At 62.3% G+C, this 17,650-nt stretch carries 18 protein-coding genes and 3 pseudogenes; 12 read left to right on the top strand and 9 right to left on the bottom strand.

Annotated features, from left to right (window positions below):
* Positions 1-44: 44 nt before the first annotated feature.
* The 3 genes and pseudogenes from ACFQJB_RS11935 to ACFQJB_RS11925 all read right to left on the bottom strand — a co-directional run bounded on the left by ACFQJB_RS11935 (position 45) and on the right by ACFQJB_RS11925 (position 2,956).
* Entirely contained in the window at positions 45-566 is a 522-nt protein-coding gene (locus tag ACFQJB_RS11935) for a winged helix-turn-helix transcriptional regulator (protein ID WP_379727626.1), read from the bottom strand.
* A gap of 3 nt (positions 567-569) precedes the next feature.
* Positions 570-857: a hypothetical protein gene (locus ACFQJB_RS11930; RefSeq protein ID WP_379727623.1), complete on the bottom strand. Its 288-nt coding sequence runs from the start codon at positions 855-857 to the stop codon at positions 570-572.
* Between the two features lie 178 nt (positions 858-1,035).
* Positions 1,036-2,956 (bottom strand): annotated as a pseudogene (locus ACFQJB_RS11925) (Cdc6/Cdc18 family protein).
* 900 nt (positions 2,957-3,856) lie between these two features.
* Here ACFQJB_RS11925 and ACFQJB_RS11920 point away from each other — a divergent pair.
* From ACFQJB_RS11920 to ACFQJB_RS11910, 3 genes and pseudogenes are all read left to right on the top strand, one after another.
* Positions 3,857-4,496 (top strand): annotated as a pseudogene (locus ACFQJB_RS11920) (GTP-binding protein).
* On the top strand, positions 4,496-4,897 hold the full coding sequence (locus tag ACFQJB_RS11915; protein WP_120103775.1) for a DUF2073 domain-containing protein: 402 nt from the start codon (positions 4,496-4,498) through the stop codon (positions 4,895-4,897). Before ACFQJB_RS11920 ends, ACFQJB_RS11915 begins: the two are co-directional and overlap by 1 nt.
* 4 nt (positions 4,898-4,901) lie before the next feature.
* On the top strand, positions 4,902-5,639 hold the full coding sequence (locus tag ACFQJB_RS11910; RefSeq protein ID WP_379727619.1) for an OapC/ArvC family zinc-ribbon domain-containing protein: 738 nt from the start codon (positions 4,902-4,904) through the stop codon (positions 5,637-5,639).
* A gap of 23 nt (positions 5,640-5,662) precedes the next feature.
* On the opposite strand, the gene ACFQJB_RS11905 is transcribed toward ACFQJB_RS11910, so the two are convergent.
* Positions 5,663-6,658, bottom strand: coding sequence for a radical SAM protein (locus ACFQJB_RS11905; protein WP_379727616.1), 996 nt, complete (start codon positions 6,656-6,658; stop codon positions 5,663-5,665).
* Positions 6,659-6,802: 144 nt separating this feature from the next.
* On the opposite strand from ACFQJB_RS11905, the gene ACFQJB_RS11900 reads away from it, so the two are divergent.
* A complete protein-coding gene (locus ACFQJB_RS11900) occupies positions 6,803-7,462 on the top strand; it encodes a DUF6517 family protein (RefSeq protein ID WP_379727614.1) in 660 nt (219 codons plus the stop codon).
* A gap of 71 nt (positions 7,463-7,533) precedes the next feature.
* Positions 7,534-8,649: a DUF373 family protein gene (locus ACFQJB_RS11895; protein WP_379727611.1), complete on the top strand. Its 1,116-nt coding sequence runs from the start codon at positions 7,534-7,536 to the stop codon at positions 8,647-8,649.
* A gap of 44 nt (positions 8,650-8,693) precedes the next feature.
* Here the strand turns inward: ACFQJB_RS11895 and pyrE are convergent, their stop codons facing one another.
* Together pyrE and ACFQJB_RS11885 are read right to left on the bottom strand one after the other, a co-directional pair.
* A complete protein-coding gene (pyrE, locus tag ACFQJB_RS11890; RefSeq protein ID WP_379727608.1) occupies positions 8,694-9,215 on the bottom strand; it encodes an orotate phosphoribosyltransferase in 522 nt (173 codons plus the stop codon).
* Positions 9,216-9,281: 66 nt separating this feature from the next.
* The gene (locus tag ACFQJB_RS11885) at positions 9,282-10,334 is read right to left on the bottom strand and encodes a methyltransferase domain-containing protein (RefSeq protein WP_379728042.1); all 1,053 of its coding nucleotides are present in this window, start codon (positions 10,332-10,334) and stop codon (positions 9,282-9,284) included.
* A gap of 100 nt (positions 10,335-10,434) precedes the next feature.
* Here ACFQJB_RS11885 and ACFQJB_RS11880 point away from each other — a divergent pair, with 100 nt between their 5' ends.
* Both ACFQJB_RS11880 and ACFQJB_RS11875 read left to right on the top strand, forming a co-directional pair.
* Complete coding sequence (locus ACFQJB_RS11880) at positions 10,435-10,773, top strand: DUF5658 family protein (RefSeq protein WP_379727605.1); 339 nt, start codon at positions 10,435-10,437, stop codon at positions 10,771-10,773.
* Positions 10,774-10,864: 91 nt separating this feature from the next.
* Positions 10,865-11,260, top strand: coding sequence for a DUF7473 family protein (locus ACFQJB_RS11875; protein ID WP_379727602.1), 396 nt, complete (start codon positions 10,865-10,867; stop codon positions 11,258-11,260).
* 28 nt (positions 11,261-11,288) lie between these two features.
* Here ACFQJB_RS11875 and hisG read toward each other — a convergent pair.
* Positions 11,289-12,133 (bottom strand): annotated as a pseudogene (hisG, locus tag ACFQJB_RS11870) (ATP phosphoribosyltransferase).
* Between the two features lie 286 nt (positions 12,134-12,419).
* Between hisG and ACFQJB_RS11865 the strand changes: the two are divergent.
* Positions 12,420-13,097, top strand: a complete 678-nt coding sequence (locus ACFQJB_RS11865) for a peptidase (protein WP_379727599.1) — start codon at positions 12,420-12,422, stop codon at positions 13,095-13,097.
* 12 nt (positions 13,098-13,109) lie between these two features.
* Here the strand turns inward: ACFQJB_RS11865 and ACFQJB_RS11860 are convergent, their stop codons facing one another.
* Positions 13,110-13,550 (bottom strand): hypothetical protein, encoded by a 441-nt coding sequence (locus ACFQJB_RS11860; protein WP_379727596.1) that lies wholly within the window; start codon positions 13,548-13,550, stop codon positions 13,110-13,112.
* Positions 13,547-14,065 (bottom strand): DUF7342 family protein, encoded by a 519-nt coding sequence (locus ACFQJB_RS11855; protein WP_379727593.1) that lies wholly within the window; start codon positions 14,063-14,065, stop codon positions 13,547-13,549. Before ACFQJB_RS11855 ends, ACFQJB_RS11860 begins: the two co-directional genes overlap by 4 nt.
* A 103-nt stretch (positions 14,066-14,168) precedes the next feature.
* Between ACFQJB_RS11855 and ACFQJB_RS11850 the strand changes: the two genes are divergently transcribed.
* The 4 genes from ACFQJB_RS11850 to hjc all read left to right on the top strand — a co-directional run bounded on the left by ACFQJB_RS11850 (position 14,169) and on the right by hjc (position 17,629).
* On the top strand, positions 14,169-15,476 hold the full coding sequence (locus ACFQJB_RS11850; protein ID WP_379727590.1) for an amidohydrolase: 1,308 nt from the start codon (positions 14,169-14,171) through the stop codon (positions 15,474-15,476).
* Positions 15,477-15,536: 60 nt separating this feature from the next.
* Complete coding sequence (locus ACFQJB_RS11845) at positions 15,537-16,826, top strand: adenosylhomocysteinase (RefSeq protein ID WP_379727587.1); 1,290 nt, start codon at positions 15,537-15,539, stop codon at positions 16,824-16,826.
* 43 nt (positions 16,827-16,869) lie between these two features.
* On the top strand, positions 16,870-17,097 hold the full coding sequence (locus tag ACFQJB_RS11840) for a hypothetical protein (protein ID WP_120103761.1): 228 nt from the start codon (positions 16,870-16,872) through the stop codon (positions 17,095-17,097).
* 109 nt (positions 17,098-17,206) lie between these two features.
* Positions 17,207-17,629 carry a Holliday junction resolvase Hjc gene (gene hjc / locus ACFQJB_RS11835; protein WP_120103760.1) on the top strand — a complete coding sequence of 141 codons (423 nt, stop codon included), beginning with the start codon at positions 17,207-17,209 and terminating at the stop codon, positions 17,627-17,629.
* Positions 17,630-17,650 lie beyond the last annotated feature (21 nt).

Raw genomic sequence — 17,650 nt, 5'->3', positions numbered from 1 at the left:
AGAGTTCGAGGAGAGCGCTAACAAGAACCAGAGCGATGGCAAAGTCAGTAGCCGTCCCAAAGTCCCAGTAACCGGTCGACGACGCGGTCGGTAAACGAGCGTCGGTGGATCGTGTAGAGGTATCTGACGCGGTCGGGATCGGTGACCGCATAGCTGACCCGACGACCCTTCCGCTGTTTTGTGACGAGATCGGCATCGGCGAGATTCGAGAGATGCCACGATACTGTTGATTCGGCTTTGTCGAGTCGGTCGCTGAGTTCCTGTGTCGACAGCGGGCCGTCGGCGAGGAGATGTGCCAGCACGCGGCGGCTGTATTCCCGCCGGAGGGCGTTCATCACCGCCTGATCGGCGTCGTCAAACTCGGCGGCAGCGTAGTAGCGGGTGTATTTCCCATCGTCAGCAACGTCGATCAGCTCCGCATCGGCGAGCCAGTTGAGGTGGTACTGGATCGTGCCCTGTGCATACGAACACGCCTCACACAACTCCCGAAAGTGGACACCGGGATTGGCAGCGATATGCTGGTAGATATCGCGCCGAGAATCCACCTCGAATGCTGGCTCAGACATGGCTCAGTCCCGTGTCACAGCGGCGAAAAACGTCAGCAGCCCAAAGAGGATGAGTACCGCAGCGCCATGTTCGATGAGCTCAACCGTGGCATACGGGATCGTTGGCACGACGACGTGTTCGACGGCGACTATGAGGCCGTAGGTTGCAAACAACCCGTAGCCGACGGTAACGGTCGCCATCCGGCGATCACGCTCTCGACGCCACGCCAGATAGCTGACCGCGGCCAGGGTCGCAGCAACGAGGAAGATCCCAAAGCTGACGTACTGTTCGACGAGTTCTGCGGGGATCATATATCAACGGCCGAGCGCGGGAATCGGGGGTGAACAGCGGGGAGAGCGATCAGCTGACGAACGTGGGTCATACCGTGATCCAGTCAGGACTGCATCAAAACGATTGTCGTACAGCTATCGAATCGAAACGGCGACCACCAGCGAGCGGCTGTAGTTGGCGGAGGGAGGAAACAGAAAATCAGTTGTCGAAGCGAGCTTGGACGAACGGTTGGACGTCGTCGATGTTGCCAAGTCGGGAGTCCGACAGCAGGACGGCCTCGGTTTCCTCAAGCGGTACTGAGAGGCTCATCTCCTTCGTGCGCCCGTAGCGACCCTTCGAGACGACAACGGCGTTGACGATGCCGAGCATGTCGAGTTCGCTGATGAGATCGGTGACCCGGCGTTGGGTCAGGACGTCGGCGTCGATCTCCTCACAGAGGCGTTTGTAGATGTTGAACACCTCGCCGGTGTTGATGTTGTGCACCCCGTTTTGTTCCAATAGGATGATCGAAAACAGGACGATCTTGCTTTGCGTCGGGAGCGTGCGGACAACCTCGACGACGCGATCAAGTTCGATCTTATCTTGGGCCTGTCGGACGTGTTCTTCCTCGACGATGTCGGCCTGGCTTCGCTCGGCGAGTTCGCCGGCCGTTCGAAGGAGGTCGAGTGCGCGGCGGGCATCCCCGTGTTCCTGGGCCGCAAACGCTGAACACAGCGGGATCACGTCACCGGTGAGCGCGTCGGGTTTGAACGCGACCTCGGCGCGGTGTTGGAGGATATCGCCGAGTTGGGTGGCGTCATACGGCGGGAAAACGATCTCCTCTTCGCCAAGTGAGGATTTGACGCGTGGATCGAGGAAATCGGTGAATTTGAGATCGTTCGAGATCCCCATGATCGAAATGCGGGAGTTTGTCAGCTCGTTGTTCATCCGCGAGAGGTTATACAGCGTGTCGTCGCCGCTTTTCTCGACGAGCTTGTCGATCTCGTCGAGCATGATGACGACCACGCGCTCGTTGTAGTCGACAGCCTCGAAGAAGGTGCTGTAGACGCGATCGGTCGGCCACCCGGTCATCGGGACGGGCTCCATCTCCTCGGCGTCAGCCTCCAGGGCTTCGATGCGCTCGTCGACGGCGTCGACCGAGGTGTACTGCTCGGTGACGATCGGGAGACTCCCTTCAGGGGCGGCCTCGGCGTCGGTTTCGGCATCCGGGATCGAGACCGTCGTGTCGTCGGCGTCAGTGTCGCTGACGGTGGCTGTTGTGTCAGGGCCGCCCGCGGCGCTCCTCGCGGACGGTTTCGAGTGCGTCAATCCGAGACTCAATGAGGGCGACGTTCTTTTCGATGAATTTGTTGGCGAGTTGCGCGAGCACGCGATACTGGGTATCGGTGACCTCGCAGTTGATATACTCGACCTCACAGGGAACGTCGTACTTTTCGGAGGTCGACTCCAGCTCCTGGCTGACGTACTTCGCACTCGCAGTTTTGCCGGTGCCGGTTTTGCCGTAGATCAGGATATTAGAAGGCGTGTCGCCGCGAAGCGCGGAGACGAGGATCGTCGCCATTTGGTTGATCTGGTCGTTACGATGGGGGAGTTCACGCGGAGTATAGGACGGCCGCAGGACTTCCTTGTTCTCGAAGATGGGTTCACCGGAGAGGAGGTCGTCGAACAACCCCTCGCTGTCGTCGGCCGCGTCCGGATCGGGATCAAGATCAAAATCGAGATCCGAGGAGGCAGTCGAGCGATCGCGGCTCCAGTCGGCGTCAGCGAGATCGAGATCGTCAAGTGACCGATCTGCCGAGGGGATCGGATCCGACGCCAACACCGAGGCGGGATCGGTGGCGGGATCGTCCCGCTCCGGGACAGTTGTATCTCCATCTCCGTCGGACAGATTCAGCTCAGAGCCGTCTGATTCCCCGGACAGATTCGGCTTGGAGCCGTCTGATTCCGCTGTATCGTCCGCACTCGCGGCGTCAGCGTCGATTGCGTCGCTGTGGGTGGCGTCAGCGCTCGTATCGTCGGCCTCGCCGTCACCGGTCGCCGGCGGATCGGACGGCGGTGTCGACTCGGCGTCGGTTGATTCGTCGTGCTGTCGGTCGTGATCGTCGGTCATTGATCCCATCCCATCGTCTTGTGTTCCGCGTTCCACCCTCTGTTTCACATGGAGTCGTCAACACGAACACCCGAAATCGGCCACAAGACCGGAGAGCGTGTCGGTTTTGCCGGATCGGGGACTGTTGACGTGCTCAAATGATGCAGGCGAAACAGAGGGAGACATGGTACAAAAACGTTCTCACTTTGGATACTATTTGCCGATAGCTCCCGGACAGGAAGCCCGGTACTGGCGATTAGCGAAGAACCGATTGGGCTCACCACCGAGTAGAGACGTCGAACGGTGGGAATCCCGTGAGCCGCACGAGAGTTGGACGATGAGTCGGACGTGGTGATTCCTATCGAGGAGCTCGAACACAACTCGTGACGAAGTGATATCTGGATGGGATCTCTGACACCCCCACCCCTTTGTTTCGAGTGGAACAGTGTCGTTGTGTGGTGGCTGTGGCTGCTGTTTGTTTCTTGAAGCTAGTCTAGTGTCTAATACAACCAACTACCAAAATAAAATAATCTATATTTCCTGCAGTACGGGTTTGGTTTAACAGTATAGCATATGAATGTTTTGGGATTAAGTAGCCGTGTCAGGGTACCCCTTCTCTACGTGTTTCCACTCGAAACAAAGGGGTGGGGGCTAGTCGATATCCCCGACCCGATACACCGAGACTCCATCGGCTCCACAGCGAGCATGCTTAACGTCGGTAACGCTGTCACCACTTCCACCGCTACCACCGTTTTTTCCCACTGGAACCAGTGTTCCCACATCGGAAGTGGGCTCACTTCGCCGCTACCGGCTAGTTTTCGCTGAATCCGGCCGCTCAGCCCTGTCTGACGCAGTGTTTAAGTGTTCACGGAATGCAAGGTGCGTCATACGCCCTTCCACGCGAAACAGGGGAGGTGCGGGAGTGTCAGGATGGGTTTACTCACAAATCTCAAGGACAGCGTCTCGCGGGTCACCGACCGGCTGTTCGCCTCGGACGATCCGAAACGGATCGGTATCTACACCGCCGAACGCCGGAAAGACGACCCTCGCAAACCGTATCGCACGTGATTGGACTGGCGACGCCATCGGGCCTGAAAGCCACGTTCCACACGAAACACGCCGTGCACGACGCAAGGAAGGCGTCGATATCGAACGCAACGGCCGCTCGGTCACCATTGACATCGTCGACACCCCTGGTGTCGCCACCAAGGTCGACTACAAGGAGTTCCTCGATCACGACATCGAGAAAGACGACGCGATCCGTCGCTCCCGGGAAGCGACCGAAGGGGTCGCCGAAGCCATGCACTGGCTCAGAGAGGATGTCGACGGCGTCATCTACGTCCTCGATTCGACGACCGACCCCTTCACACAGGTCAACACGATGCTGATCGGCATCATCGAAAGTCGCGATCTCCCCGTCCTCATCTTCGCCAACAAGATCGATCTTGATGAGGCCGATATCAAACGCGTCGCCGACGCCTTCCCCCAGCACGAGACCGTCCCACTGTCGGCCCTTGAGGGCGACAACATGGACGAAGTGTACGACAAGATCGCGGAGTACTTCGGATAATGCCTGAAGCAACACCCTCGGATTCCACGACGGAATCGCAAAACGGTGTCCAGATCGACCTGATTAGCGGGTCACGGATGGAGGGGCTTCGGAGCATGGAGAAGATCCGACTCATCCTCGATGGCGTCCGCGATGGCAACATCGTCATCCTCGAAGAGGGCCTCTCGCCCGACGAGGAGTCGAAACTCATCGAGGTGACGATGACCGAGATTAGCCCCGACGACTTCACCGGCATCGAGATCGAGAGCTACCCCCACGAGGAGGCGGCCGACCAGAGCTTCCTCGACCGCCTCATGGGTCGGGAGTCGACGAAGAAGCTGACTGTCATCGGCCCCGCAAACCAGATCGAAACCCTGCATAAGGACGACCAACTCATCAGCGCGCTGGTCTCTCGGAAGTAGCGTCATGCCCCACCAGTGTACCAACTGCGGCCATGTCTTCCCCGACGGCTCCAAGGAGATGCTCTCGGGGTGTCCCGACTGCGGCGGCAACAAGTTCCAGTTCAAACAGGGCTCTGTCGACGACGTCACCGACGCCGCGGACGATCCTAGCGACAGCCAGTCCGCAGCCGACCGCCCAGCCGACAGTCCCGACACCACCTCGGCTGCGCCCGAGTCCACTGGTGAGACAGCAACTGGTGAGTCATCCACCCCTGCTGCCGACTCGACTTCCTCGCCCGACCCACAAACCGCTGACTCACCCCCGACAACCGCCGACCCAGGCTCAACCGCAGAGCCTACTGATTCATCTACCGCTGACGCCAGCGATGCCGAACTGATGGATTCAAACCGTACCCAAGACGGTGAATCACCGGCCCAATCGACCGCCCGATCGGATGTTGTTTCCGACGACGAACTCCCGGATGCCCCGCCATCTGAGTCACAGTCCCCCACTCCCGACGAGTCTCATGATTCGTCGACCGATCCCGACACACCAGCCGACGAGACTGCTTCCGCGGGCCTCGATCAACTCCGGCAAGAGCTCAACGACCAGTTCGAAAGCATCCGCATCGTCAGCCCGGGCCAGTACGAACTAAATCTGATGGAGCTCTACGATCGCAACGAGTACATCATCTCTCTGCGCGAGGACGGCCGCTATGTCATCGAAGTCCCCGACGGCTGGGGTGCTGACGAGCCGAACTAATCGCTAACAGAAACAGTCGGTTGCTACGCCAGCGGTGTCCGCTCGACGACCGTTCCGTCGACGGTCGGATACTGCTCGACGATCTCGCCGTCGCTCACATCACCGTCTTCGACCATCTCTTCGAGTAGCCACCACGCCAACTCGACGTGATCCGATTTGACGGTGTAGAACTCCTCGGGAACCCCGAGTTCTTCCAGTCGAGCCTCGGGCTCCCATGTTTTCCCGTAGACGAGGGTGCCATCGTCGGTGATCTCGTCGAACTCACGGCCGATGACGCGGGCCATCCGCTTCAGTCGGTTGCGGTGTTGGGCGGCGTCCTTGAAGACGCTCGTACAGAAGTAGACGCGTTCGTGGTCGCCCATCGTCTCAAGAATCTCTTCTTTCGACCCGTCGACGGCGGACATGTGGCCGTCCTGGAGTTCGTAGCCCTTCTCCTGCATTCGACGGTAGTTCCCGTCGCTCATCTCGAACTCGTTGATGTTGCAGAACTCGGCCGCGCCCTCGTCAAGGAATTCAAGGAACTCTTCTTCGGCACGGATACCGGGAATCTCAAAGGCCGGTGTCATCCCTTCCTCGCGAGCGATATGCAGAATCTCTTCCCACTCAGTGCCATGCAACTCGCCCCACTGGTCGTACGGTGGGTGGAACCGAATCTCGTCAAGCCCGGCCTCCGAGAGTCGCCGCATGTTCTCCCGGCCGCCCGTGATCCCGGTGTAGAGGTGGGTGTGGTGGTCTTCCCCAAATTCGTCTTTCAGCATGCGAAGGTAGCGACAGGTCTTCTCCATCGCTTCCTGCGGTTCACCACCGGTAATGGAGGTGCCCAGCGCGTCCATCCGGTGGGCCTCCTCGATGATGTCCTCGTCGTTTTCGACGAGGCGTTCGTTGGCGTAGACGTCGGTGACGTTCTTGCGGTTTTCCCCAAGCGGACAGTAGAAACAATCCCGCTGGTCACAGTAGCCGTAGACGAAAAGTACCATCTTCCCGCCTTTGGCGCACTGTTCGCAGCCTTTGGAGATCATCAGTTACCCAGTATATCGTTCCCCACCACAAAAACCGTCCGAAACGCCGAGCGCGTAACGACAACCGGTGTCACGCTGGGATTTCCGCTCTTCGTCTTGCTGGGTTGCCCCGCTGCTTATCCGCCGTCACGCCCACTATCGACCATGGATTCCACACGTCGTCGGCTGCTCGCGGGCTCCGGTACTCTCGGTCTCGCCTCGCTGGCCGGCTGTTCCGCCCTCGATTTCGCCCTCGGCAACGAGTCGCTCAGTTTTGAGGCTGACCGCGCTATCGTCGGCGAGGCGACGCTTGCGGAAAGTCGCTACACCGAATCGAGCCGCACCGAAGATACGATCACCCGGACATTCGAGGCTGCTGGCCAGCGCCGCGATGTCGATGTCACCAACAAGATCACTGAGTACGACCGTGGATTCTCGATTCTCGGCCAGGAGTACCGCTGGGCGACGTTTACGGTTCTCTCGACGCCGAAGGTCGAACTCCTCGGCGAGGCGTTCAACCCCGTTGCCGACATGTCGACCGACGATCTCGTCGCCATGATCCAGGATCGGTACGATCAACTCGGCAACGTTGAACGCGACAGCACCCGGTCGGTCGATCATCTCGGCGACTCTGCCGAGGTTGTTCGTTACCGTGCCGAGGGGCGGTTCACCGAGGCCGACATCGAACTCGAACTCACGCTGCATATCACCAACGCCGTCCCCGTCGGCGAGGATTTCGTTGTCTGTTTCGGCGTTCACCCCCGCCGGATCGACGACACCGACGCGATCAACGCTCTTCTCGGCGGCGTCGAACACACCGCCTAACTCGGTGACAACCCGCGGCGCTCGCTTCCCCCAGAAAAGTCTTAACCGGTCGCTCGCGTACCTTCGTATGCATGCTGCTCGTCCTCTGTATCGACCTCGACGATGATGTCGGCCGGAAGACCGACATCGACACCCCGGTCGTCGGCAGCGATGCGGTTCGGGAGGCCGCCATCGCCTTGGCGACGGTCGATCCGGAGGACTCCGATCTCAACGTCATGTTCCAGGGGCTCTCGACATACGACTCCCTGCAGGCCGAGGACGACGAGGCCGTCGAGGTCGCCGTCGTCACCGGCGTCGAGGGCAACGATGTCACCGCTAACCGAACTATCGGCGACGAGATCGATACGGTGCTGGCGGGCCTCCAGACCGGCGAGGAGGTCAGCGCGATCGTCATCACCGACGGGGCCCAAGACGAGTCGGTGATCCCGATCATTCGCTCGCGGATGCCGATCGACGGCGTCCAACGCGTCGTCGTCCGGCAGGCCCAAAACCTCGAATCGATGTACTACACGATCAAGCAGGTGTTAGCCGACCCCGAGACCCGCGGGACGATCCTCGTCCCGCTCGGGATTCTCCTCCTCATTTACCCGATGGTCGTCATCGCCGGCGCGTTCGATGTCGCTGGCGCGGTTCTCCTTGGCCTCTTGTCGGCACTCTTGGGGCTCTACACGCTGTTCCGCGGGCTCGGCTTGGAGGACAGCATCGATGCGACGGCCGACCGAATCCGCAACGGGCTGTACGCCGGTCGGGCGACGCTGATCACCTACGTCGTCGCCCTCGCGCTCGTCATCGTCGGCGGCGTCCAGGGTGTCTCCTTGGTCGAAACAGTCACCCCGACCGGCGGCGACACGCCCACGATTGTGACCACAGCGGCAGCCTTCGTTCACGGCTCAGTCCAGTGGTTTGCGGCCGCCGGGATCACCAGCAGCCTCGGCCAGGTCACCGACGAGTATCTCGCTGACCGCTTCCGGTGGCGGTATCTCAATGCGCCGTTCTACGTCGTCGCCATCGCCATCGTCCTCTACGGACTGTCGGGCTTCTTCCTCCCGGATATCGCCGGAATTGCCGCCTTCACGCTCCCGGATCTGGCGATCGCGCTCACCGTCGGGACGTTGTTAGGCGTCCTCAGCACGCTCACCTTTGCGGTCGTCGAATCCCGGTATCCGGCGACCCCGGAACCAGCCTGATTAGCTACTGTTGACTGTTGCCGGCTACTGTTGACCGCTGCCGACTACTGATCGGCCAGTAACTCGCTCGCGGTCACGAGCGCGTCAAGTTCGAGATCATGCTCGGCCAGCGTCTCGGCCGCGCCCTCTTCACGGTCAACAACGACAAGCACCCGATTTACCACCGCGCCGGCCTCGCGCAGTGCTTCGGCGGCCTCGACTGCTGAGGTGCCGGTTGTCGCAATATCCTCCAGCACGACGACCTCCTCGCCCTCGTCCAGCCGTCCCTCAATTCGGTTACCGGTACCGTACTCCTTGGCCTGCTTGCGGGCGATCACATATGGCCGGCCGGTTTCGACGGCGGTCACCGCGACCAGCGGTACCGCACCGAGGGCGACGCCGGCGAGCTTTGGTTCGTCAATTTCGGCAGCGAAGGCCTCCGAAATCAGCTCAAGACAGTGCGTGTCGGTCTCGAAGAGGTATTTGTCGACGTAGTAGTCGCTGGTGCCGCCATGGGAGAGTTCGAACTCGCCGTACTGCACCGCGTCGGCGTCGCGTAAGGCATCGATGAGTGCCTGATTGGTCATACGCGCACTCGGCCAGCCGTCGGCTTAAACGGGGTGGATCTCCATGTTCCCCTCTACAGTCCTGATCTATTCCGCTCGTCTAACCAAGACGTGAACGTGTCTGACCAGCGAGCCATGTACCCGTCGTTCGAACCGCTGATCGACCGTCCACCCCGCTTCCTGTGCGGCATCGTCCCACGCTCGATCGGCGACGACGACCGCCTGCGGGGCAATCCGGCGCGCTTCCCGTAGTGCGCCACCAACCAACTCACCCAACTCGTGGCGGGCGATCTTCGATTGACGGCCGTAGGGGGCGTCGAAGACGACCGCGTCGGCCACGTCGTCGCCAAGCGGAAGCGCGGTCGCGTCGCCACGGAGCACGCTGATGTCGCCGTCAAACTCCTCGCCAGCCGTCTCGCGCAGTGCGGCCAGATTTTCCCGGCTCCCACGGGCCATCTTCCATTGGGCGTCGACGCCGATTACGTCGCTGCCGACGAGGCCGGCCTCCAACAGCAGCCCGCCCGTACCACACATCGGATCGACGACCGTGGTTCCTGGGCCGGCCCCTGCAATATTTACCAGCGCGCGGGCGTCTAACGGAGCCATACTTCCGGGCTGGACAAATGGGCGATCCGTGGGTCGGCGCTCGCCGTAGTCCCGCCGGCTCTCGACAGCGAGCCAGCCGAGGAGACAGCAGGCGTCCTCGCTGTTTACGTCGTCTGTGTCGTCACTGTTCGCGTCGTCCACATCGCCGCCCGCAAACAACACTCGGAGCTCGTGGTCGGGATCGTCGAGATCCACCTCAAACCCGCGATCGACGAGAACGCAGCCGAGCTGCCGTTCGGCCGCCTGCGTGCTGACGCCTGTTTGGCTTCGTACGTCGCGAGCCCGAACTGCGACCGACCCCTCGCGGTCGATCTTCGCTGCGCGGAGCGCGGCCGCCGCGGCCTCGATATCGGCGTCGGTCTTTGCGATGAGCTCGCTGGCGGCATGCGTATAGGCGAGCCGCCGGACGCCCGCGGGATCGATCCCGCGAGCCGTCGCTACCCCGCCGGCGACAACCGAGACGGCACTCCCCGCCGATGTGGCCTCGCAAGCCGCGAAGGCGTCCTCGTCGCCGGCGAGTTCCAGACAGTACACGCATCGATCCACTCGTAGATCGGCTTTCAGCGTGTCGATTCTGGGGCCCCAGCCATTGCCAACCCGGTGTGCTCTTGTCGGTTCGCCCGCCACTCGGTGTATGGCACTCCCCGCTGTCGACCTCGGGTGGTGGTTGCTTGCGGTGCTCTGCTACGGCGTCGGCGACTACGTGACAACGGTCGTCGCCGTCCGGCGGTACGCGGTTGTTGAGGCAAACCCCGTCGTCAGCCGTTTCCTCTCGCAGCAGCCCGGGCCGCTCGGCTTTGCCGTCCTCAAACTCGCCACGCTGGCGGTCACGTTCGCGGGCTATCTCGTCATCGCCGACAGTCCGATCGCGGTCGGGATTCCGATCGTTGTCGCGGCTATCGGTGTCCTCGTGACGCTGTCGAACCTGCGGGCGATCATCCGCAGTCGCCGACTCACTGCGAACTCACACTGAATCCGTTCCAGTTGAAACACTGGGTGCCAGTGTTGCCACATATCGCGTCGCCAAACGACAGATTCGACACCCCCGGGCTCTGTGTACAGCTATGTCGGTGGCTGGATCGTCGGTGTTGGCCCCGCTTGCCCTGCAAACATCCCCGAGCCCGACGGCTGTCCTCGGGACGGTTGGGCTGTTGGCACTGTTTTTGTCGGTCACAGCCCACCTTGCGGCCCGGAACGTCCTCGGCGAGGTCGCCGTCGTCAAGTCACTCGGCGTCGGCGTCGGCCCCGCTGTCGTCTCCACGGTCACGACGTTGTTGTCGTTGCCGGGCCCGCTTGGGATCCTTCTCGCTCTCGCTGTCGATGCGGGGGCGATCCACCTGCTCTACCGGCAACCGCGCCGGACGACCGCGTTGATCACCGCGATCCACGCGATCATCACGGTCATCCTTGGTACCGTCGTCGGTGGAGCGGTGATCCTCTATCTGAGCGCGCCGGGCTGATATCGCTCGCTCTGATACTGCCTCGCGGCTATTCGACCAGCCGTTCGATCTCGGTGACGAGAATCCCGGTCGCGCCCGCGGCTTTCAGGTCGTTGATCACTTCAAAGACCTCGCGCTCGTCGACGACGACGTGAACTGCTAAGTCGTCGCTGCCGGCGACATCCATCACCGTCGGCCCGCCGAGCCCGGGGATCACGTCTTTGACCGCTTCCAGATCCTCGCTGGCGACGTTCATCATCAGATAGCGTTTGTCGTCGGCTGCTGGACTGATTCAAACGCGGTCGTAAGCTGTTGGACTTTGTCGTCGTCGGCCGTTTCGGGCCGTGCGAACAGCCGAACCGAACTCTGTAGCACCTCGTCGATGATCGCCAGTCGGTTGACCGCGAGCGTCGTCCCCGTGGAGGTGATATCGACGATAGCGTCGGCCATCTCGACGTGCGGCGTCAACTCGGTCGCGCCCGTGACCTCGACGATGTCGGTGTCGATCCCCTGCTCGTCGAAGTACTCGCGGGTGATCCGCGGGAACTCGGTGGCGACTGTTTTGCCTGCCAACTGCTCGGGTTCGCTGATCTCGCCGTCTTCGGGAGCTGCGAGGACGAGTCGGCACTGGCCGAACTCCAGATCGACCAGTTCGTCGAGGTCGGTGCCGGACTCTCGCTCCTGATCGAGGCCGGTGATCCCGACGGCGGCCGCGCCGTCGGCGACGTACTCGGGGATGTCCGCGGCGCGGGCGAACAGCACGGTCACCTCGGGATCGACCGTCTCGGCGTAGAGCTTCCGGTCGGCCCCGTTTTCGATCCGCAGCCCGGCGCGTTCGAGTAGCTTCACCGTCGGCTCGTGGAGACGCCCCTTGTTGGGCACGGCGATGCGCATACTCGCTTCTCTCGGTGACGGGGCAACTGTCTTTCCCTCTATACGTGACAGTCTTTGACTACGCAGTTGTATCAAGGACGTAGATGTAGAAAGCCCTCGACGCGCTCGACTCCCGGGCCTCGCTGCGCGCTTCGTCGCTCACTGCGTTCGCTCCTACAGTGCTTGCGTCGGCCGGGTTCGCCGAGCGCGTCTCGCCCTTTCAGTCCGCCAGGAAGTCGGTTGCTTGGCTGGTCGAGCGGGAATGTGGAGCGGAACCGCTATGGGGCCGTCGGCCGCAGTCGGATGTATGACTGTGGTCGCCGTTCCGCTACAGGCCACCATCGATCCGTTGTGGTTCGTCGTCGCCGCCGTCGTCCTGTTCCTGGCGATGGCCGCCCTCGGCCCGCGGGTGTCGCTGTCGCTTCGGGAGACGCGGTCGCCGACGCCCGACGAGCAGAAGTCGCTTGAGGCGTTGCTCGCGGCGGCCAATCTCGATCCGACGACGATCCACATCTCCGAGACGGCCGATCCGTCGTCGATCAAAATTTCGCTGCACGGCCTGCCGGGTCGCCGCCAACTCTTGCTCACTGAGGGTGTTCTCGACACCCTCGATGATTCGACAGCGACCGCCCTGTTGACGGCCGAAGCCCAGCGCGGTCGCCTCTTTTATCTCGAATACCGCGCGCTCGCCGCCGCGGTTGTCATCGGCGTCGCCACCGCGATGTTTGGCGGTTTGATCGCGTTTTCAAACGGATTGTTCGTCATCGCGCTCACCGCACTCGTCCTCTTTTGGATCGGTCGGCAACTCCAGTTCCGCGCGGATCGGGCGGCTGCCGACCACATTGGTGCCGACGCGCTGGCTGACGCCTTCGAGGCAGTCGCCGACCACCGCGGTGTCGATCCCGCGCCGGCGACGTGGCGCACCTATTTCGAGGTGCAGCCGCCGCTCGGCCAGCGGATCGACCGGCTGCGCGCCACCGAGTGAATCGACCCGCTTCTACTCGGTGTCTTCGACGGCTTGCCAGAGCGATTCCGTCCGACTACGGACATCATCGACGACAAGTTTGAGAACAGCTTGAAACTCGCTCGGCCACGTCCGATCCTCGCCGAGCGTGGCGGCATCGGGTGGCGGATGGAAGTGGTCGCGGTCGTTGTGGTCGTTCGGGTGGCAATCCCATCGTTGGCACCACATCCGATCCGGCCAGTCCTCCTGATAATGAATCCTGAAGTCGCCGTTCGTGTACCACCGAATATCCAGAAACCGGCGGTCGATAGCTGCGGGTGTGACTGCCGCTGTCAGCGTGGCTTCCAGCTTCGTCTGGCCATCGGCGACGACGATCACTGCAGTCTCCATCTGTGGTGCGGTGCGGAGTCGATCTCGAATCCCTTCGAGGACAGCACGGTCGATCTCGGGAATCCTATCGCCGCCGGTACTCATTGTCGAACCGGCGGACTCGAATCACCCGCCTTGAGCTGTCGGGCTTGTTCGTGTCGTCGGAGTTCCGCCCGTGCCGTCTGCCAGTCTGTCAGCTCCGCGAATGCGGTTTCCGTCGAGATATCGTCGGGCGGGGCCAGTGCGTCCACCTCGGCAGGGTCGTCGGCGTCGTACCGCTGTTCGTACGTTTCGATTCGTTCGATCAGCGACTGGACTTGCGATTGTAATTCTGCAGCCGGTTTGCTTGCCAGCTCGTTGATCCGCCGCCACTCGAAGTACCGATCATTGCGCTCGTAGGTCGGCGGCTCGCCGTCGTGTTCGGTCACGACGCCGAGCCGCGAGAACCACGCCAGATACTTCCGTGCAGTTTTCGGATCACAGTCGGCGTCGTCGGCGAGGGCTCGGGCTGTTGTCGGCTGCCGCGTCTGGACGACGGTGTTGTACACGCGTTCCTCCGCAGAGGTCGCCGTCTCGAAGGGGTTCTCGAACGGCGGCGGCGCGTCATCACTATTGCTCATGGCTGGTGATTCCGGCTGTAGAGATATAATTCTTTGTCACAGATTTATTTCTTCCTCGCCGCCAAGCCGCCCCGATTAAGAGACCCGCGGTGCAATCGACGGTATGACCGAGACGGCATTCGACGACACCGTCGTGATCGAGGGCGGCCACGTCCTCACGACCGACTTCGAGGTGCGCGAGGCCGACGTACTGATCGACCGCGCGGCCGGCGTGGTGCTTGATGTCGATGACGATCTCGACGGCGACAAAACGCTCGACGCAACCGACTCGCTGGTGATGCCCGGGCTCGTCAACGCCCACACCCACGTCGCGATGACGCTGCTCCGCGGCTACGCCGACGACAAACCCTTAGATTCCTGGCTCCAGGAGGACATCTGGCCGGTCGAAGCCGAGTTGACACCCGAGGACATCCGCATCGGCACCGAACTCGGCCTCGTCGAGTTCATCACAAACGGGATCACCGGCTTCGCCGACAGCTACTTCGAAGTCCCCGAAATCGCCGCCGCAACCGAGGAATCCGGCCTCCGCGCGAACCTCTGTCACGCCTTTATCAGCGTCGGCAAGGACGACGAGTCCGCCCGCGCCGACGCACAGGAGGGCCTCGATATCGCCCGCGAGTTCGACGGCGCGGCCGACGGCCGGATCACCACGGCGTTGATGCCGCACTCGCTGACGACCGTCGAGACCGAGTATCTCGAGGAGTTCGTCCCGCAGGCCCGCGAGGCCGGCGTCTCGCTGCACTTCCACGCCAACGAGACGGAAAACGAGGTCGAGCCCATCGTCGACGACCACGGTGTTCGCCCGCTCGAATACGCCGCCGACCTCGGGATGCTGACCAACGACGATTTCCTCGCTCACTGCGTCCACGTCGACGAGACCGAAATCGACCTGCTGGCCGAAACCGGGGCGAGCGTGATCCACTGCCCGGCCTCAAACATGAAACTCGCAAGTGGGATCGCGCCGATTCAGCAAATGCTCGACGCCGGCGTCAACGTCGGCCTCGGCACCGATGGCGCGGCCTCGAACAACGATCTCGACCTCTTCGACGAAATCCGCGATGCCGCGATGCTCGGCAAACTCGCCCGCGGCGACGCCCGCGATGTTGCCGCCGAGTCGGCTGTCCGCATGGCAACCGAGGGCAGCGCGTCGGCCATCGGCTTGCCTGTCGGCCAACTCGAAGCCGGCGGGACGGCCGACATCGCCGTCGTCGACTTCGACGCGCCGCATCTGACGCCGGTGCACGATTACGTGAGCCACCTCGCCTACGCGGTACGTGGCTCGGACGTTCGCCACACGATCTGTGACGGCGAGATCTTGATGGAAGACCGTGAGGTCAAGACGCTGGACGAATCGGCGATCCGCGAGCAGGCGAGCGAGCATGCCGCCGACTTGGTTGCGCGCGCCGAGTAACCCGCTGCCCCGTGTCGCCGTCTTCGGTACCGTTTTCACCGCCTCGCCCGATGGTTCCGTATGAGCGAATCCGCGTATCCGCCGGTCGACGCGCATCTCGATGACCCCGAATCGGCCCGCAGCGAGGGCCGCCGCAAGATGGATTGGGCACTCCAGCATATGCCTATCCTCCAATCACTCCGCGAGGAGTTCGAAACCGAGCAACCGCTCGCCGGCGAGACGGTCGGCATGGCGATGCACGTCGAAGCCAAGACGGCCAATCTGGTCGAACTACTCGCCCTTGGCGGCGCGGAAGTAGCGATTACCGGCTGCAACCCGCTGTCGACCCATGATGACGTGAGCGCGGCCCTCGACGCCCACGAGAACATCACCTCCTACGCTGTCCGCGGCGTCGACGACGATGAGTACTACGATGCCATCGATGCCGTCATCGACCACGAGCCGACGATCACCGTCGACGACGGGATGGACATGATCGCGGCGATCCACGAGGATCACCCCGACCTCATCGACACCATCGTCGGCGGCTGCGAGGAGACGACGACCGGCGTCCACAGACTCCGCGCGATGGACGACGACGGCGCGCTCGAATATCCGGTTTTCGCGGTCAACGACACGCCGATGAAGACGCTGTTCGACAATGTCCACGGCACCGGCGAATCCTCGCTGGCGACGATTGCGATGACGACGAACCTCTCGTTTGCCGGCAAAAACGTCGTCGTCGCCGGCTACGGCTACTGCGGCAAGGGCGTCGCCAAGAAGGCCGCCGGCCAGAATGCGAACGTCACGGTCACCGAGGTCGATCCCCGGAAAGCCCTCGAAGCCCACATGGAGGGCTACGACGTGCAACCGATGAAAGAGGCCGCCGCAGACGCGGATCTCATTCTGACGACGACGGGTAACCGCGATGTCGTCGTCGAGGAGCACTTCGACGTGATGCCCGACGGCGTCCTGCTGGCCAACGCGGGGCACTTCGATATCGAGATCGATCTCGTTGCACTCGAAGAGAAGGCCGTCGACAACTACGAAGCCAGAGATGGTGTCCAAGCCTACGAGATGCCCGACGGCCGCCGGCTCAACGTGCTCGCGGAGGGCCGACTGGTCAACCTCGCCGCACCCATCGCGCTCGGTCATCCGGTCGAAGTGATGGATCAGAGCTTCGGCGTGCAGGCGGTCTGTGTCCGCGAACTCGCGGCCAACGGCGACGCCTACGATGCGGGTGTCCACGACGTACCTGACGACCTCGATCGGGAAATCGCCGAGATCAAACTCGACGCCGAGGGCGTCGCCCACGACTCGCTGAGCGACGAACAGAGAGAATACCTCGATAGCTGGGATCACGGAACGTAGCCGGAACCGTCGCGCTTTTCACCTCGCTCGGAGCACTACGGGTATGAACGTCGGTTGGGCATACCTCGGGCTGGCCGCCATCTGCGTGATCGTCGGCGCGTATATGGGGATGATCCAGGAGCGACTGCTTGGCGATTTCGTGATGCTCATCTCCCTCCCGCTGATATACGTTGGATCGACGAGTCTCGCCGCCGGCGACGTCGCCGAGAAACTAAGCGAAAACGCCATCGGGAGCAGCACAGAGTCGAGCAAGGACTCTGACGAGCCGTGAGCCGGCTGCCGTATCCTTTTGAGCGCACCCGCCCATCTCCCCGTATGCACCGCACGCGACGACTCCGCCGACCGCACCGACTGCTTGCACCGACTACCCTCAGCCACCGATGAGTGCCAACCGCAAGGGCGACCGCCGAGAACGCGAGTTGGTCAACCAGCTTGATGCGGCCGGCTTCGCGGTCATGCGCGCACCGGCCAGCGGGAGTGCGACCGACCGCGACCTTCCAGATGTGTTGGCCGGCGACGACGGCCGATTTTACGCCATCGAAGCCAAATCCTCCAGCGGCGACCCGATCTATCTCTCCGGCGAGGAGGTCGAAGCCCTGATCTACTTCGCGCAGAACTTCGGCGCGAAAGCCCGGATCGCCGTCCGCTTCGATCGAGAGGACTGGTATTTCTTCCATCCGGGCGACCTCTATACGACCGACGGCGGCAACTACCGCGTCAAAAAGGAGACCGCCCTCGCTGATGGCACCGATTTCGATGAACTCGTCGGCCACAGCGAGCGAACGACGCTCGACGACCTCTGATCGCCCGACGCCGACCCGATC

Origin of the sequence: Halonotius sp. GCM10025705 (genome assembly GCF_042662885.1) — an archaeon.
In the GTDB taxonomy this organism is placed as follows: domain Archaea; phylum Halobacteriota; class Halobacteria; order Halobacteriales; family Haloferacaceae; genus Halonotius; species Halonotius aquaticus.
The sequence above is the reverse complement of the archived record's forward strand: the minus strand, read 5'-3'. Positions and strand labels throughout refer to the sequence as shown.

Bases quoted from the DNA above. Each gene is read 5' to 3' on its own strand.
- ACFQJB_RS11935 (WP_379727626.1), bottom strand. From the start codon at position 566: ATGTCTGAGCCAGCATTCGAGGTGGATTCTCGGCGCGATATCTACCAG.
- ACFQJB_RS11930 (WP_379727623.1), bottom strand. From the start codon at position 857: ATGATCCCCGCAGAACTCGTCGAACAGTACGTCAGCTTTGGGATCTTC.
- ACFQJB_RS11915 (WP_120103775.1), top strand. From the start codon at position 4,496: ATGCCTGAAGCAACACCCTCGGATTCCACGACGGAATCGCAAAACGGT.
- ACFQJB_RS11910 (WP_379727619.1), top strand. From the start codon at position 4,902: ATGCCCCACCAGTGTACCAACTGCGGCCATGTCTTCCCCGACGGCTCC.
- ACFQJB_RS11905 (WP_379727616.1), bottom strand. From the start codon at position 6,658: ATGATCTCCAAAGGCTGCGAACAGTGCGCCAAAGGCGGGAAGATGGTA.
- ACFQJB_RS11900 (WP_379727614.1), top strand. From the start codon at position 6,803: ATGGATTCCACACGTCGTCGGCTGCTCGCGGGCTCCGGTACTCTCGGT.
- ACFQJB_RS11895 (WP_379727611.1), top strand. From the start codon at position 7,534: ATGCTGCTCGTCCTCTGTATCGACCTCGACGATGATGTCGGCCGGAAG.
- pyrE (WP_379727608.1), bottom strand. From the start codon at position 9,215: ATGACCAATCAGGCACTCATCGATGCCTTACGCGACGCCGACGCGGTG.
- ACFQJB_RS11880 (WP_379727605.1), top strand. From the start codon at position 10,435: ATGGCACTCCCCGCTGTCGACCTCGGGTGGTGGTTGCTTGCGGTGCTC.
- ACFQJB_RS11875 (WP_379727602.1), top strand. From the start codon at position 10,865: ATGTCGGTGGCTGGATCGTCGGTGTTGGCCCCGCTTGCCCTGCAAACA.
- ACFQJB_RS11865 (WP_379727599.1), top strand. From the start codon at position 12,420: ATGACTGTGGTCGCCGTTCCGCTACAGGCCACCATCGATCCGTTGTGG.
- ACFQJB_RS11860 (WP_379727596.1), bottom strand. From the start codon at position 13,550: ATGAGTACCGGCGGCGATAGGATTCCCGAGATCGACCGTGCTGTCCTC.
- ACFQJB_RS11855 (WP_379727593.1), bottom strand. From the start codon at position 14,065: ATGAGCAATAGTGATGACGCGCCGCCGCCGTTCGAGAACCCCTTCGAG.
- ACFQJB_RS11850 (WP_379727590.1), top strand. From the start codon at position 14,169: ATGACCGAGACGGCATTCGACGACACCGTCGTGATCGAGGGCGGCCAC.
- ACFQJB_RS11845 (WP_379727587.1), top strand. From the start codon at position 15,537: ATGAGCGAATCCGCGTATCCGCCGGTCGACGCGCATCTCGATGACCCC.
- ACFQJB_RS11840 (WP_120103761.1), top strand. From the start codon at position 16,870: ATGAACGTCGGTTGGGCATACCTCGGGCTGGCCGCCATCTGCGTGATC.
- hjc (WP_120103760.1), top strand. From the start codon at position 17,207: ATGAGTGCCAACCGCAAGGGCGACCGCCGAGAACGCGAGTTGGTCAAC.